This is a genomic window from Bacillus cereus group sp. BfR-BA-01524, assembly GCF_022662595.1.
GTDB classification, from domain to species: Bacteria; Bacillota; Bacilli; order Bacillales; family Bacillaceae_G; genus Bacillus_A; species Bacillus_A thuringiensis_S.
In genome coordinates, this window is the sequence record NZ_JAKUDW010000033.1 from 44,398 (window position 1) to 58,541 (window position 14,144).

Consider the following 14,144-nt stretch of genomic DNA (forward strand, 5'->3'; position numbering starts at 1 on the left):
AAGGATGAACTTAATTTTAATGGGGCTTCCTGGTGCTGGTAAAGGTACACAAGCCGAACAGATTGTAGCCAAGTATAACATCCCTCACATTTCAACAGGAGATATGTTCCGTGCAGCTATGAAGGCTGAAACTGAAATGGGTCTACAAGCAAAATCTTTTATTGATAAAGGTGCACTTGTTCCAGATGAAGTTACAATCGGAATTGTTCGTGAACGTTTAAGTCAAGAAGACTGCGTAAGAGGTTTCTTGCTAGACGGTTTCCCACGAACTGTTGCACAAGCATCAGCTCTTGAAGAGATTATGAAAGATCTTGGCAAAAAAATCGACTATGTTTTAAACATTAATGTGGATTCAGGGTTGTTATTAAAACGCCTTACAGGCCGTCGCATTTGTAAAGAGTGCGGTGCGACTTACCACTTAGAATTCAATCCACCAGCAAAAGCTGATGTGTGCGATAAATGTGGTGGCGAATTATACCAACGCTCTGATGACAATGAAGAAACTGTAGCAAATCGTTTAGATGTAAATATTAAGCAAACAAAACCTTTGCTTGATTTCTACGATGAGCTTGGTTACTTGCAAAGCATTAATGGTGAGCAAGATATCAATAAAGTATTTGCTGATATCGATGTTCTCATCGGAGACTTAGCGTAATGATCATCTGCAAAACTCCTCGCGAGATAGAAATCATGCGAGAAGCTGGCAGAATCGTTGCTTTAACTCATCAAGAGTTGAAACAGCACATTACTCCAGGAATTACAACGAAAGAGCTCGATCAAATAGCGGAAAAGACGATTCAAAAATATGGTGCTACGCCATCTTTTAAAGGATACAACGGATTTCCGGGGAGCATATGTGCTTCTGTAAATGAAGAGCTTGTACACGGAATTCCAGGGAAGCGTAAGCTCAAAGAGGGCGATATCATCAGTATCGATATTGGTGCGAAATACAATGGGTACCATGGAGATTCTGCATGGACGTATCCAGTTGGAAACATTTCTGAATCTGTTCAAAAGCTACTTGATGTCACAGAAAAATCGTTGTATCTTGGTCTAGAACAAGTAAAACCAGGCGAAAGATTATCAAATATCTCACATGCGGTTCAAACCCATGCTGAAGAGAATGGGTTATCGATCGTTAGGGAGTATGTTGGTCACGGAATCGGGCAAGACTTACATGAGGACCCTCAAATCCCGCACTATGGTCCACCAAATAGAGGCCCTAGATTAAAGCCGGGAATGGTCATCTGTGTTGAGCCGATGGTGAATCAAGGAAGACGATATGTAAAAACACTATCTGATGACTGGACAGTGGTAACGGTAGATGGTAAATGGTGTGCCCATTTTGAGCACACGATTGCTCTTACAGAAGCAGGATACGAAATCCTTACCACTTTATAAGTAGCTGGCTCTCCGGGATTTCAGAGCAGTGTAAAATGTTACTGATTTGAAGAAGGGAGAACTATTGAATGGCTAAAGATGATGTAATTGAAGTCGAAGGTACCGTTCTTGAAACGTTGCCAAATGCTATGTTCAAAGTAGAATTAGAGAATGGGCATGTCGTATTGGCTCACGTTTCTGGTAAAATCCGTATGAACTTCATTCGTATTTTACCAGGAGACAAAGTTACGGTAGAATTATCTCCGTACGATTTAAATCGTGGTCGTATTACGTACCGTTTTAAATAATATAGCACTCCGTAATCTTTAAGGAGGTTCGAGACATGAAAGTAAGACCGTCAGTTAAACCAATCTGCGAAAAATGTAAAGTTATTCGTAGACGTGGAAAAGTAATGGTTATTTGTGAAAACCCTAAACATAAACAAAAACAAGGTTAATCAGAAGGAGGTGCATTCAGAATGGCACGTATCGCAGGTGTAGATATTCCTCGAGACAAACGCGTTGTTATTTCTTTAACTTACGTATTCGGCATTGGTCGCACAACTGCTGAAAAAATTCTTACTGAAGCTGGTATTTCTTCAGAAACACGAGTTCGTGATTTAACGGAAGACGAATTAGGACGTATCCGTGATGTTATCGATCGTATTAAAGTTGAGGGAGACCTTCGTCGTGAAGTATCTCTTAACATTAAACGTCTAATGGAGATCGGTTCTTACCGTGGTCTTCGTCACCGTCGTGGTTTACCAGTTCGTGGTCAAAATTCTAAAAACAATGCTCGTACACGTAAAGGTCCACGTCGTACAGTAGCAAATAAAAAGAAATAATAAGTAAAGGAGGTTGAACTAACAATGGCACGTAAAACAAACACTCGTAAAAAACGTGTGAAAAAGAATATCGAAGCTGGTATAGCTCATATTCGTTCTACTTTCAACAACACAATCGTAACACTTACAGATACTCACGGTAACGCACTTTCTTGGTCTAGTGCTGGTGCACTTGGTTTCCGTGGATCTCGTAAATCTACTCCATTCGCTGCGCAAATGGCTGCTGAAGCTGCTGCTAAAGTTGCAATGGAGCACGGTTTAAAAACTTTAGAGGTTACTGTTAAAGGTCCTGGTGCTGGTCGTGAAGCTGCAATTCGTGCTCTTCAAGCTGCAGGTCTAGAAGTAACAGCAATTAGAGATGTTACTCCAGTTCCTCATAATGGATGTCGTCCGCCAAAACGTCGTCGTGTGTAATTTTTCTGTATAGAATTTTCCCTTTTGTCTATAATGGATATGATGCATTATCGAGAAATTTCGTACAGAAACATCGCTTGTTGTGCACAATCGGGAACTGCCTAAGGGGGACTTTCGGTTAGACAGGGGTTATACCTTTGTTTAACCGGGGTTTCGACGTTTTGAAGGAGGGTTTAGTTAATGATTGAAATCGAAAAGCCGAAAATCGAAACGGTTGAACTTAACGAAGATGCTAAATATGGTAAATTCGTAATTGAACCGCTTGAGCGTGGATATGGTACTACTTTGGGTAACTCCTTACGTCGTATTCTTTTATCCTCACTCCCTGGTGCCGCTGTTACTGCTATCCAAATCGATGGCGTATTGCATGAATTTTCAACAGTTGAGGGCGTAGTAGAAGACGTTACGACGATCATCTTAAACTTGAAAAAGTTAGCTCTTAAAATCTACTCTGAAGAAGAGAAGACGTTGGAAATTGATGTACAGGGCGAAGGTATTGTCACAGCTGCTGATATTACTCACGATAGTGATGTAGAAATCTTAAATCCAGATTTACACATTGCAACGTTAGCAAAAAATGCGCATTTCCGCATGCGTTTAACTGCAAAGCGTGGCCGTGGGTATACGCCAGCTGATGCAAATAAAAGCGAAGATCAACCAATAGGAGTAATTCCTATTGATTCTATTTATACTCCAGTATCACGTGTAACTTACCAAGTGGAAAAGACACGTGTCGGACAAGTGGCTAATTATGATAAGCTTACGCTTGATGTATGGACGGATGGAAGCATCGGGCCAAAAGAAGCTATCTCTTTAGGTGCCAAAATCTTAACTGAGCATTTAAATATCTTTGTTGGTTTAACTGATGAAGCACAAAATGCTGAGATTATGGTCGAGAAGGAAGAAGATCAAAAAGAGAAAGTTCTTGAGATGACTATCGAAGAACTAGATCTTTCTGTTCGTTCTTATAATTGCCTAAAACGTGCAGGAATTAATACTGTACAAGAGCTTGCGAACAAAACAGAAGAAGATATGATGAAAGTTCGTAACTTAGGACGTAAATCCTTAGAAGAAGTTAAACATAAACTTGAGGAATTAGGTTTAGGTTTACGTAAAGACGACTGAGGATTTAAACCCATCAACAAAGGAGGGAACTACGAATGGCATACAGAAAATTAGGCCGTACAAGTGCGCAACGTAAAGCTATGTTACGTGATTTAGCTACTGATTTAATTATCAACGAGCGCATCCAAACGACAGAAACTCGTGCAAAAGAACTTCGTTCTGTAGTGGAAAAAATGATCACTTTAGGTAAACGCGGAGATCTTCATGCTCGTCGTCAAGCAGCAGCTTTCATTCGCAATGAAGTTGCTAACGCTGAGACTGGTCAAGATGCACTTCAAAAATTATTCGCTGATGTAGCTCCACGCTATGCTGAGCGCCAAGGCGGATACACTCGTATTGCAAAAATTGGTCCACGTCGCGGAGACGCAGCACCAATGGTAATTATCGAGTTAGTATAATGCTGATTAAAAGGGCAGGACAGTTCTTTTCAAGTAACTGGTCATGGCCCTTTTTTTTTAAATATAAAAAAATAGGCTAACTTGGCGAAGGAAAGGGTGCCTTCTATTGAAAAAAGAGAAACTTCGGATAGAAAATATATCATTTCAATATCCTGGGGCAGCCACGTATGCATTAAAAGATGTTTCATTTTCCTTATATGAGGGAGAGTGGGTATCTATTATTGGACAAAACGGTTCAGGAAAGTCTACACTTGCAAAATTATTGAATGGTTTGTTTTTGCCGGAAGCAGGGACTATTACAGTAAATGATACAATGGTTTTATCAGAGGAAACGGTATGGGATGTTCGAAAACAAATTGGAATGGTATTTCAAAATCCGGATAATCAATTTGTTGGAACAACAGTGCAAGATGATGTTGTATTTGGCTTAGAGAATATCGGAATGCCAAGAGAACAAATGATTGAAAGATTAGAACAGGCCTTACGACTTGTCCGTATGGAAGATTTTCTTAATGATGAGCCTCATTCCTTATCTGGTGGGCAAAAGCAGCGAGTGGCAATAGCAGGCGTTTTAGCACTTCAGCCATCTATTTTAATATTAGATGAAGCAACGTCAATGTTAGATCCTCAAGGAAGACGTGAAGTAGTAGAAACGGTTAGACAACTTGTTAATCAAAAAGGTATTACCGTGTTATCAATTACGCACGATTTAGAAGAAGCGGCACAGTCAGATCGTGTCATTATTTTAAATAAGGGAGAAATATTAGAGGAAGGGACTCCAGAGAAAATTTTCAAGTCCTCTCATATGCTCCAAGAAATTGGCTTAGATGTACCGTTTTCGGTGAAAATAGCAGAATTATTAAAAAGAAATGAAATTCTCTTGCAAAATACGCATCTTACAATGGAAAGCTTGGTGAACGAACTTTGGAGATTACATTCCAAAAAGTAGAACATCGTTATCAATATAAAACTCCATTTGAAAGACGCGCACTTTATGATGTAGACGTGTCGTTTCCAAGTGGGGGCTATTATGCCATTATCGGTCATACTGGTTCAGGTAAGTCGACGATGATTCAACATTTAAATGGTTTATTGCAGCCGACAAATGGTACAGTTCAAATTGGTGAACATTTGATTTCGGCAGGAAAGAAAGAAAAAAAGCTAAAGCCACTACGTAAAAAAGTAGGGGTTGTCTTTCAATTCCCAGAACATCAGTTATTTGAAGAGACTGTGGAGAAAGATATTTGTTTCGGACCTACTAATTTTGGGGTATCTGGAGACGAAGCGAAGCAAAAGGCTAGAGAGGCAATAGAACTTGTAGGGCTAGAACCGGAACTGTTAACACGTTCTCCTTTTGAATTAAGTGGTGGACAAATGAGACGTGTTGCTATAGCGGGTGTACTGGCGATGGAACCTGAAGTACTTGTATTAGATGAACCTACAGCAGGACTAGATCCAAAAGGGCAGAACGAACTTATGCAGATGTTTTATAAGTTGCATAAGGAGAAGGGGCTTACAGTTATCCTTGTAACGCATAATATGGAGGATGCTGCTCAGTATGCGGAGCAGATTGTAGTTATGCATAAAGGAACGGTCTTTTTGCAAGGAAGTGCAGAGGAAGTATTTTCACATGCTGATGCACTAGAGAAAATTGGTGTGGATCTTCCTATGTCATTAAAGTATAAACGTGCAATTGAAGAGAAGTTTGGTATTTCAATTCCAAAGGCTACCTTATCTTTAGAGGATCTTACTCATGAAGTTGTGCAGGTGTTACGAAAAGGTGGTCATGAATCATGCAGCAGTTGATTATTGGGAGATATATCCCGGGGAATTCACTTATTCATCAACTTGATCCACGTACGAAGCTGCTGATTGTCTTTTTATATGTATTTGTTGTTTTCTTAGCAAATAATGCGATTTCATATGGATTTTTATTTTTATATGCACTCATTGCTTTATTTTTTGCAAAAGTGCCGATTCGTTATGTACTTTCGGGCTTAAAACCAATTTTATGGATTTTTCTTTTTACATTTTTCCTGCATATTTTTACAAATAAAGAGGGGGATGTACTACTCCAGCTTGGTTGGTTTTCGATACATGAAAAAGGATTAGAGCAAGGGATATACATTTCTGTACGATTCTTCGTTATTATTTTAATGACGACATTATTAACGTTAACGACGACACCTATTGAAATTACAGATGGTTTGGAGACGTTATTAAAGCCGTTGAAGCGTATAAAGGTTCCTGTTCATGAAATCGCATTAATGATGTCAATTTCTCTTCGTTTTATTCCGACATTAATGGATGAAACGAGTAAAATAATGAAAGCACAAGCATCACGTGGTATTGATTTCGCCGGGGGACCGATAAAAGATAGAATGAAAGCTATTATCTCACTGCTCGTTCCTCTGTTTATCAGTGCTTTTAAGCGTGCAGAGGACTTAGCAATTGCGATGGAAGCTCGTGGATATCAAAGTGGTGAAGGACGTACTAAATTTAGGCAACTACGCTGGAAAACAAGCGATACAGTAACGATTGTAAGCTTATTTTGTTTAGCTTGTATTTTGGCATGGGTGCGATCGTAATGGAGAATAGAGAAATGGATAGAATAAAATGTACGGTTGCATATGATGGCATGCATTTTTGTGGTTATCAAATTCAGCCGAAGCATCGTACTGTTCAACAAGAGATAGAAAAAGCATTACAGAAATTGCATAAGGGAGAACTTGTTCGTGTTCAGGCATCTGGTAGAACAGATTCTACGGTTCATGCAAAAGGACAAGTCATACACTTTGATACTCCTTTGTCTCTTGAAGAGTGGCAATGGAGTAACGCTTTAAATACAATGTTGCCAGATGATATTGTTATTAGGCAAGTAGAGAAAAAAACAGAAGAATTTCATGCACGTTACGGTGTTGAGAAAAAAGAATATCGTTACCGTGTATTATTATCAAAGACTGCGGATGTATTCCGTAGAAATTACGTATATCAATATCCATATCCGCTCGAAATCAAAAAAATAAGAAAAGCAATTCCTTATTTTATTGGAACGCATGATTTCACTTCTTTTTGTTCGGCAAAAACTGACAAAAAAGATAAAGTGCGTACAATTTATGAAATCGAGTTAATTGAGCAAGACGATGAATTAATTTTTCGTTTTGTAGGTAATGGATTTTTATATAATATGGTCAGAATTATTGTTGGTACGTTACTTAACGTAGGGCAAGGAAAGCTTGATCCTGATAGCATTCCAGAGATTTTAGCGAAACAAAATCGTCAGTTTGCTGGAAAGATGGCTCCAGGTCATGGGCTTTACTTATGGGAGGTAAACTATAACAACTAATCCTGGTGTAACATTTGCTTGACATTAGAAACTCAAAAGTATATCATAACATATGGTATTGTTTCTAAAACCACGATTAGCCCCGGAAGGAAATCGTGTTTAAGATAAACAATAGATTTTTTCTATGGAAAAGATAACGAGGAGGGAAACACATGCGTACGACTTTTATGGCAAAAGCTAACGAAGTTGAGCGTAAATGGTATGTGGTTGATGCTGAAGGTCAAACTTTAGGTCGCCTATCTACGGAAGTAGCATCTATTTTACGCGGTAAAAACAAACCTACATTTACACCACACGTTGACACGGGTGATCATGTAATTATTATTAACGCTGAGAAAATTCATTTAACAGGTAATAAATTAAACGATAAAATTTACTACCGTCACACTAACCACCCAGGTGGACTTAAACAAAGAACAGCTCTAGAAATGCGTACAAACTACCCTGTACAAATGTTAGAGCTTGCAATTAAAGGCATGCTTCCAAAAGGACGCTTAGGCCGCCAAGTTTCTAAGAAACTTAACGTGTATGCTGGAGCAGAGCATCCACACCAAGCACAAAAACCAGAAGTTTACGAACTTCGCGGATAATTAATTAAAGGAGGGCTTACTTTGGCACAGGTTCAATACTATGGCACTGGACGTCGTAAGAGTTCAGTAGCGCGCGTACGCCTAGTTCCAGGCGAAGGACGCGTTATCATTAACGGTCGTGATTTTGAAAACTATATCCCATTTGCTGCATTACGTGAAGTAGTGAAACAACCTCTAGTTGCAACAGAAACTTTAGGTAACTACGATGTACTTGTAAACGTAAATGGTGGTGGATACACTGGTCAAGCTGGTGCTATTCGTCACGGTATTTCTCGCGCTTTATTAAAAGCTGATCCAGAATACCGTCTAACACTAAAACGTGCAGGTCTATTAACTCGTGACGCACGTATGAAAGAGCGTAAAAAATACGGTCTTAAAGGCGCACGTCGTGCACCTCAGTTCTCAAAACGTTAATTTTTGCGAACTAAAAACCCCAACCATTTTGGTTGGGGTTTTTTTATGTTTCATTCCTTTTTTGTGATTTTTATAGCTTGGAATATTTTAGTGCTACCGCCGTGCGTATGCTTCTTCTTTAGAAGTTTAGACTAATACGTATTAGGGAGGTTTATAAGTACTATGAATGTCATTGTCAGCTTACGAGAAAAACAAAAAGAAAAGCAGTTAAAATACGAGCGGAAGATGTTGCGGGAATTATCATTAAAAACATTGCGTTCAAATATTCGTGATGCCTTTCAAATGCAAGAGCTTCATCGTCAGTATGAAGATTACTGTATTGAATTAGGGATAGAATCTTATTTATTAGGAGCGAGATATAGTAAATTTGGCTATTATGGTGAATCGTTCTTTGATGTGAAATATAGAGCCTTAGAAGAAGAACAACAATTAACTGAAACGCTATTTCAATTTTTAACGAGTATGACTATGCGAGAAATAAAGTTGAAAGATGAGGAATTACTTTTTGAATCTTGTCAGCAGTTTATAGGATTGTGGTGGCAAGAAGGATATGAAAAAGGTGAAAGAAGATATCGATTAAAGCTTCATTAAGACAAGCATAAACTTTCCTCTTGTCCCATATAAGTAATTAGAGGGACTAGCTGGAGGAGGAAAGGTATGAAGAGAATTCGAATTATCTCTTTTGCACTCGCTGCGGTTGTATTGTTTTTTTTAGTCAAACAAGAATTTCAAATTACAAAATCGTGGCGAGCTTGGAATTTACCCTTATCAGGGAAAGTAATCGTATTAGATGCTGGGCATGGTGGACCAGATGGAGGGGCTGTTGGTGGAAAGGATATTATAGAAAAGGATATTACACTTGAAATTACAAAAAAGGTACAAGACTATTTACAAGAACAAGGTGCACTAGTTATTTTAACGCGTGAGGGAGATTATGATTTAGCTAACAAAGATACAAAGTCATATAGTAGACGTAAAGCAGAGGATTTAAAAAAACGTGTAGAAATCATCAATAAACCGGATATAGACTTTTTTGCAAGCATTCATTTAAATGCTTTAACTAGTAGTGGATCGAAAGGCGCACAAACATTCTACTATCGCTCTTCAATTGAAAATGAACGTGCTGCGAAATTTATACAGGCTGAATTGAGAACGAGTTTAGAAAATACGAATCGTTCTGCTAAAACGATCTCTCACGTATACTTATTGAAGTATGCGAAAACACCAGGTGCTTTAATTGAAGCCGGCTTTTTATCGAATGTGAACGAAAGGTATATGTTAAATTCGGAGAAATATCAACAGAAGGTAGCAGCTGCAATATACCGTGGTATATTGCGTTATTTCACGGAAAAAGGAAATCCTCCAGAATAAGGAGGATTTTTTTGAGTTTCTCTCGTTAACGAAGTTTTCGGAAAATATGTTATACTGGAAATGTAAACGCATTTATTTCAAGAATAAGCAAAGATAAATTCAATTAACATTACGTTATTTTTCATACAGGGGGCTGGGCTAATTATGGTAACGAAAGAACAAGTGGTTGAAGCGTTAGAAGGAGTTGTAGATCCGTTTTTACATAAAACATTAAAAGAAACAAGTGCAATTAAAGAGGTAACAGTCAAGCCTGAGAAGGAACATGTGAGTGTTAAAATTGCAATTGTAAAAACTGGTACAGCGGAACAAATGCAGTTGCAGTCTGGAATTGTAAAGTTAGTAAAAGAACTTGGGGCAGCAACAGTTGGACTTCGTTTTGCAGAATTTACAGAAGAGGAATTAGCTCAGTTTGTACCAGAACAAGAAGAAGAGCAAAGTGAATCTTTATTGTCACCAAATTCAAAAACGACATTCTTAGCAGTGGCAAGTGGAAAAGGTGGTGTGGGAAAATCAACCGTTTCCGTTAACCTTGCGGTTGCTTTAGCTCGTTTAGGAAAAAAAGTTGGTATTATTGATGCGGACATTTACGGTTTTAGTGTGCCAGACATGATGGGGATAGAAAAACGTCCTATCGTAAGAGGTGACAAGATAATTCCGGTGGAACGTTTAGGTGTAAAGGTAATTTCAATGGGCTTCTTTGTAGAGGATAATGCACCAGTTATTTGGAGAGGACCTATGCTTGGGAAAATGTTAAACCACTTCTTCACAGAAGTAGAATGGGGCGATTTAGATTATTTAGTATTAGATTTGCCACCAGGCACAGGTGATATTGCGTTAGATGTGCACTCAATGTTGCCATCTTGCAAAGAGATTATTGTAACGACGCCGCATCCAACAGCTGCGTTTGTAGCAGCGCGTGCTGGAGCGATGGCATTACGCACTGAACATAGTATTCTCGGTGTTGTTGAGAATATGGCATATTTTGAAAGTAAGGTAACTGGTGAGAAAGAATATGTATTTGGAAGAGGCGGGGGAGATAAGTTAGCTGCCGAATTGCAAACGAATGTTCTTGGCCGTATTCCGCTACAACAACCTGATTGGAATAAAGAAGACTTTGCTCCTTCAGTATATGAAGATACACATACAACCGGCATTATTTATAGTAAGATAGCTGAAACAGTAATTGATAAAACAGCTGTTACACAAAAATAAAGTGAAACTTTAATCAGTGGGGTTCATCTGTTGCTAGTACACCTTTCGCTTAACTAGAGGGGCCCATTTTGTCTGTTAATAGCAAGATAAAGTAATAACGAGTGGACAATGTATAAATTGTCCACTCGTTATTATAGTTATTATTTTTACTGTTCTTCCTTCTTCTCGCCTTGAGAACCACCGTCACCGCCTGCTTCTTTCTTATCAGATCCGCCTTTTTCAGCTTTTTGTACACCTTTACTAATGATATCGATCATCTTGGCTTGGAAGAGTGGACTTTCAGCAGTTTCTGTTAGTACTTGTTGTAGATATTGACGGTATTCTTTACTCTTCATTGTTTGTAACATCATTTTTTCTACTTCAGGATTTTTCATAATTTCTATAACGCCTGCTTGGTATTCAGGGTCTTTTAATAAGGTTTTCATTAATTGGGTTTGTTCTTTCCCCATACTTTTAGCAAACTTTGATGAGAACTCAGGGTCTTTAAAGAGCTTTTCCCAGAATTGTTGCCCTTTATCGGATACCATGGCATCTTCAATCGTTTTCTTTACTACTGTTTCATCTAGTATGAGTGCTTGTTTCATTTTTTCATCAGTTAATACATCTTGAATAGCTTTCTTACCTTGATCTGTTTTTAAAATATCAACAATCATCTTCTTTGTTTGATCGTAATCTAGTTCGGATTTCGTTTCTTTTCCTTGTGCGCATGCTACAAGTGCGATAAGTAGAAAAGAAGAAACGAAAATGAATAGCATCCGTTTCATAAGTTGGAACTCCTTTCAGCACAGTTCTCTCTTTTTAATATAAATATCTTTAAGGAATTTATACATGAACATGGCTAGCTTTTTGAAATTGTCATTGATACAATTTAATTAGAAATATAAGGATAATGGGGGATGTGTTGTGAATAGCCGCAAGTGGGTACGACTATTTTTAACGACGTTGTTTCTTGGTGGGATTAGCACAGTTATTATTGGTTTTGTTTTGGAGTGGGACAGGTATAATGAATTTTTTCAAAATTTCGACGGCAAGGAGATTTTAGCGGTATCTTTCTGGCTGATGGGTGTAGGATTTATTTTTAGCGTTATAAGTCAAATGGGCTTCTTTGCGTATTTAACAATCCACCGTTTTGGACTAGGGATGTTTCGCTCATCTTCTTTATGGAATGCAGTCCAGCTCTTCTTTATTGCATTCGTATTATTTGATTTTGTGTATTTAAGGTCTGTACTTATTGCAAATGGGGAAATCTCATTGGGGAATAACATACTTGTTGCTGGAATATTATTTGTGTTTGGAGCAATTGTTGCTTATGTAAAAAGTAAAGAAACAAATAAAAAAGCATTTGTGCCAGCTCTGTTCTTTATGGTTGTTGTAACGATTCTTGAATGGGTACCAGCGCTTCGGATTAATGATACAGATTGGTTATATTTAATGGTTATACCGCTATTGTTATGTAATGCATATCAATTACTTGTATTACATCGTTTAATCGGAAAAACGAGTAAATCTGCTTAATAGAGAGAGGTTTTATACACCAGCAGTTATATTGCTGGGAGTGGTGTGATTAAAAAAGCTCTACCACCTTCTTGAAAGGTAGTAGAGCTTTTTATACGTGAAGAGTAGTAGGGACGAAGTTATTTCACATCTTCACTTTTTGTACTTGTGTTGGAAATAAGTTGTGATACGGGTATTTGCTCATATCCATCACTTTTTAATTTTTGCAGGAGCAGCGGTAAAGCTCTATTTGTTTGAAGGGCAGAATCGGATGCGTGTAATAAGACGATATCTCCACCTTTCAAATTATTAGAGACGGTGGAAACGATGTTATTTACACCTGGGTTTTTCCAATCGTTTGAATTGTTACTCCAATGCACGACGGTGTATCCAAGTGATTCTGCAATTTTAAGGGTTGCCTTGTTGAATTCGCCACTAGGTGGACGTAACAGCTTAACTTGTTTTACACCAAGTTTTGTAAAAACATCTTGTGCTCGTAAAAGGTCTCGTCTTATTTCATTTGTCTCTAGAGAAGTATAGGATGTGTAATTGTAACCCATACTACCGATTTCGTGTCCATCTTTCATGATGCGCTCTACAATATCGGGGTGTCTTTCGGCCCATGCAGCAGAAAGGAAGAAGGTTGCATTCTTAATTTCTCTTTCTTTAAGGGTATCAAGGATTGGAATTGCTTTTTTGTCTCCCCAACTAATATCGAATGTAAATGCAACTTGCTTTTTAGCGGTATCTCCTTTGTAAATTACTTTAGGACCTGTAGCAGTTGAAAAAGCAGATTCATGTGAATATGTTTTTAAAAAGAGTAGCCATGCTGTAAATAAGGAAAGTATCACTATTAAGCTAATGTGTTTAAAAGTTCTCTTACTCGTAATAAAAAAGAAAAACATAATATTACGCCCCTTTGTCCAATCCTTTTCAGTTACATATATGCTGTAAATATAAAAAAGAGAACAAAGGATTAATATCGTAAGTAGTGGATATAATGAATGATAGGATTGTGATAAGTGAAAATGAGCGGAACGTTTATTGTTACGTAAGGAATTATTGAGGTGATCATTTGCTTGGGCTGATGTTGACAAAAGAAGAGAGAAAAGAGATGGAATACATATTAAAGAGAGAGTTAGAGGAACTTTTATTTGATTTTGAAGATGAGCGTATTCATGAAGTTGTAAAAAAAGCGATGGAAGAAAGATATAAAATCATTTTTTGTTTATTTCGGAGAGTTGCTAACGCAGAGGAATGTATTCGTTATGTAAGAAGAAGAACTTTTTATTAAAAAGTGTTGACGTTAATAGTTTGTATATGGTAAATTAATAAACGTCGCTGATGCAGAAACGCAGAAAACGACAAAAAAGAAATTAAAAAACTTGGTTGACATCGAAAAACGAAAATGTTAACATAAGGAAGTCGCAAATGAGCGACTAAGTAGTTCTTTGAAAACTGAACGAAACAAACAACGTGAAACGTCAATTTTTATTTTTAGATGCTAGACAAACTAACTTTATTGGAGAGTTTGATCCTGGCTCAGGATGAACGCT

At 37.8% G+C, this 14,144-nt stretch carries 21 protein-coding genes; 19 read left to right on the forward strand and 2 right to left on the reverse strand.

Annotated features, from left to right (window positions below; genetic code table 11):
* The first annotated feature begins 4 nt into the window (after positions 1-4).
* From MR170_RS14170 to MR170_RS14250, 17 genes are all read left to right on the forward strand, one after another.
* A complete protein-coding gene (locus tag MR170_RS14170) occupies positions 5-655 on the forward strand; it encodes an adenylate kinase (protein WP_016084022.1) in 651 nt (216 codons plus the stop codon).
* A complete protein-coding gene (map, locus tag MR170_RS14175; RefSeq protein WP_016084021.1) occupies positions 655-1,401 on the forward strand; it encodes a type I methionyl aminopeptidase in 747 nt (248 codons plus the stop codon). The genes MR170_RS14170 and map overlap by 1 nt, the downstream gene beginning before the upstream one ends.
* A gap of 68 nt (positions 1,402-1,469) precedes the next feature.
* Entirely contained in the window at positions 1,470-1,688 is a 219-nt protein-coding gene (gene infA / locus MR170_RS14180; RefSeq protein WP_001029884.1) for a translation initiation factor IF-1, read from the forward strand.
* Between the two features lie 35 nt (positions 1,689-1,723).
* Positions 1,724-1,837: a 50S ribosomal protein L36 gene (gene rpmJ / locus MR170_RS14185; RefSeq protein WP_000868344.1), complete on the forward strand. Its 114-nt coding sequence runs from the start codon at positions 1,724-1,726 to the stop codon at positions 1,835-1,837.
* Between the two features lie 21 nt (positions 1,838-1,858).
* Entirely contained in the window at positions 1,859-2,224 is a 366-nt protein-coding gene (gene rpsM / locus MR170_RS14190) for a 30S ribosomal protein S13 (RefSeq protein ID WP_000090792.1), read from the forward strand.
* Positions 2,225-2,248: 24 nt separating this feature from the next.
* Positions 2,249-2,638: a 30S ribosomal protein S11 gene (rpsK, locus tag MR170_RS14195; protein ID WP_000101797.1), complete on the forward strand. Its 390-nt coding sequence runs from the start codon at positions 2,249-2,251 to the stop codon at positions 2,636-2,638.
* A 180-nt stretch (positions 2,639-2,818) separates the two neighbouring features.
* Positions 2,819-3,763 carry a DNA-directed RNA polymerase subunit alpha gene (locus MR170_RS14200; RefSeq protein ID WP_000569644.1) on the forward strand — a complete coding sequence of 315 codons (945 nt, stop codon included), beginning with the start codon at positions 2,819-2,821 and terminating at the stop codon, positions 3,761-3,763.
* Positions 3,764-3,798: 35 nt separating this feature from the next.
* Positions 3,799-4,161, forward strand: coding sequence for a 50S ribosomal protein L17 (rplQ, locus tag MR170_RS14205; protein WP_000331490.1), 363 nt, complete (start codon positions 3,799-3,801; stop codon positions 4,159-4,161).
* A 106-nt stretch (positions 4,162-4,267) separates the two neighbouring features.
* Positions 4,268-5,110 carry an energy-coupling factor ABC transporter ATP-binding protein gene (locus MR170_RS14210; protein ID WP_016084019.1) on the forward strand — a complete coding sequence of 281 codons (843 nt, stop codon included), beginning with the start codon at positions 4,268-4,270 and terminating at the stop codon, positions 5,108-5,110.
* Entirely contained in the window at positions 5,086-5,967 is an 882-nt protein-coding gene (locus MR170_RS14215) for an energy-coupling factor ABC transporter ATP-binding protein (RefSeq protein WP_242308479.1), read from the forward strand. Before MR170_RS14210 ends, MR170_RS14215 begins: the two co-directional genes overlap by 25 nt.
* Positions 5,955-6,749: an energy-coupling factor transporter transmembrane component T family protein gene (locus tag MR170_RS14220; RefSeq protein WP_001186530.1), complete on the forward strand. Its 795-nt coding sequence runs from the start codon at positions 5,955-5,957 to the stop codon at positions 6,747-6,749. The genes MR170_RS14215 and MR170_RS14220 overlap by 13 nt, the downstream gene beginning before the upstream one ends.
* Before the next feature lie 14 nt (positions 6,750-6,763).
* Positions 6,764-7,507, forward strand: a complete 744-nt coding sequence (truA, locus tag MR170_RS14225; RefSeq protein WP_002094238.1) for a tRNA pseudouridine(38-40) synthase TruA — start codon at positions 6,764-6,766, stop codon at positions 7,505-7,507.
* Positions 7,508-7,659: 152 nt separating this feature from the next.
* Positions 7,660-8,097 (forward strand): 50S ribosomal protein L13, encoded by a 438-nt coding sequence (rplM, locus tag MR170_RS14230; protein ID WP_001260795.1) that lies wholly within the window; start codon positions 7,660-7,662, stop codon positions 8,095-8,097.
* 21 nt (positions 8,098-8,118) lie between these two features.
* Positions 8,119-8,511: a 30S ribosomal protein S9 gene (gene rpsI, locus MR170_RS14235; protein ID WP_000079986.1), complete on the forward strand. Its 393-nt coding sequence runs from the start codon at positions 8,119-8,121 to the stop codon at positions 8,509-8,511.
* Between the two features lie 162 nt (positions 8,512-8,673).
* Entirely contained in the window at positions 8,674-9,102 is a 429-nt protein-coding gene (locus tag MR170_RS14240; RefSeq protein ID WP_001101008.1) for a DUF2521 family protein, read from the forward strand.
* A 66-nt stretch (positions 9,103-9,168) separates the two neighbouring features.
* On the forward strand, positions 9,169-9,882 hold the full coding sequence (cwlD, locus tag MR170_RS14245) for an N-acetylmuramoyl-L-alanine amidase CwlD (RefSeq protein WP_000822437.1): 714 nt from the start codon (positions 9,169-9,171) through the stop codon (positions 9,880-9,882).
* A 144-nt stretch (positions 9,883-10,026) separates the two neighbouring features.
* A complete protein-coding gene (locus tag MR170_RS14250; RefSeq protein ID WP_016084017.1) occupies positions 10,027-11,094 on the forward strand; it encodes an Mrp/NBP35 family ATP-binding protein in 1,068 nt (355 codons plus the stop codon).
* Between the two features lie 146 nt (positions 11,095-11,240).
* On the opposite strand, the gene gerD is transcribed toward MR170_RS14250, so the two are convergent.
* A complete protein-coding gene (gerD, locus tag MR170_RS14255; RefSeq protein ID WP_016084016.1) occupies positions 11,241-11,858 on the reverse strand; it encodes a spore germination lipoprotein GerD in 618 nt (205 codons plus the stop codon).
* A gap of 139 nt (positions 11,859-11,997) precedes the next feature.
* Here gerD and kbaA point away from each other — a divergent pair, with 139 nt between their 5' ends.
* Positions 11,998-12,609 carry a KinB signaling pathway activation protein KbaA gene (kbaA, locus tag MR170_RS14260; protein ID WP_242308481.1) on the forward strand — a complete coding sequence of 204 codons (612 nt, stop codon included), beginning with the start codon at positions 11,998-12,000 and terminating at the stop codon, positions 12,607-12,609.
* A 119-nt stretch (positions 12,610-12,728) separates the two neighbouring features.
* Here the strand turns inward: kbaA and pdaB are convergent, their stop codons facing one another.
* Positions 12,729-13,493, reverse strand: coding sequence for a polysaccharide deacetylase family sporulation protein PdaB (gene pdaB, locus MR170_RS14265; RefSeq protein ID WP_016084014.1), 765 nt, complete (start codon positions 13,491-13,493; stop codon positions 12,729-12,731).
* 170 nt (positions 13,494-13,663) lie between these two features.
* Between pdaB and MR170_RS14270 the strand changes: the two genes are divergently transcribed.
* Positions 13,664-13,882, forward strand: a complete 219-nt coding sequence (locus MR170_RS14270) for a hypothetical protein (protein WP_000901146.1) — start codon at positions 13,664-13,666, stop codon at positions 13,880-13,882.
* Positions 13,883-14,144 lie beyond the last annotated feature (262 nt).

Bases quoted from the DNA above. Each gene is read 5' to 3' on its own strand.
- MR170_RS14170 (WP_016084022.1), top strand. From the start codon at position 5: ATGAACTTAATTTTAATGGGGCTTCCTGGTGCTGGTAAAGGTACACAA.
- map (WP_016084021.1), top strand. From the start codon at position 655: ATGATCATCTGCAAAACTCCTCGCGAGATAGAAATCATGCGAGAAGCT.
- infA (WP_001029884.1), top strand. From the start codon at position 1,470: ATGGCTAAAGATGATGTAATTGAAGTCGAAGGTACCGTTCTTGAAACG.
- rpmJ (WP_000868344.1), top strand. From the start codon at position 1,724: ATGAAAGTAAGACCGTCAGTTAAACCAATCTGCGAAAAATGTAAAGTT.
- rpsM (WP_000090792.1), top strand. From the start codon at position 1,859: ATGGCACGTATCGCAGGTGTAGATATTCCTCGAGACAAACGCGTTGTT.
- rpsK (WP_000101797.1), top strand. From the start codon at position 2,249: ATGGCACGTAAAACAAACACTCGTAAAAAACGTGTGAAAAAGAATATC.
- MR170_RS14200 (WP_000569644.1), top strand. From the start codon at position 2,819: ATGATTGAAATCGAAAAGCCGAAAATCGAAACGGTTGAACTTAACGAA.
- rplQ (WP_000331490.1), top strand. From the start codon at position 3,799: ATGGCATACAGAAAATTAGGCCGTACAAGTGCGCAACGTAAAGCTATG.
- MR170_RS14220 (WP_001186530.1), top strand. From the start codon at position 5,955: ATGCAGCAGTTGATTATTGGGAGATATATCCCGGGGAATTCACTTATT.
- truA (WP_002094238.1), top strand. From the start codon at position 6,764: ATGGATAGAATAAAATGTACGGTTGCATATGATGGCATGCATTTTTGT.
- rplM (WP_001260795.1), top strand. From the start codon at position 7,660: ATGCGTACGACTTTTATGGCAAAAGCTAACGAAGTTGAGCGTAAATGG.
- MR170_RS14240 (WP_001101008.1), top strand. From the start codon at position 8,674: ATGAATGTCATTGTCAGCTTACGAGAAAAACAAAAAGAAAAGCAGTTA.
- cwlD (WP_000822437.1), top strand. From the start codon at position 9,169: ATGAAGAGAATTCGAATTATCTCTTTTGCACTCGCTGCGGTTGTATTG.
- MR170_RS14250 (WP_016084017.1), top strand. From the start codon at position 10,027: ATGGTAACGAAAGAACAAGTGGTTGAAGCGTTAGAAGGAGTTGTAGAT.
- gerD (WP_016084016.1), bottom strand. From the start codon at position 11,858: ATGAAACGGATGCTATTCATTTTCGTTTCTTCTTTTCTACTTATCGCA.
- pdaB (WP_016084014.1), bottom strand. From the start codon at position 13,493: ATGTTTTTCTTTTTTATTACGAGTAAGAGAACTTTTAAACACATTAGC.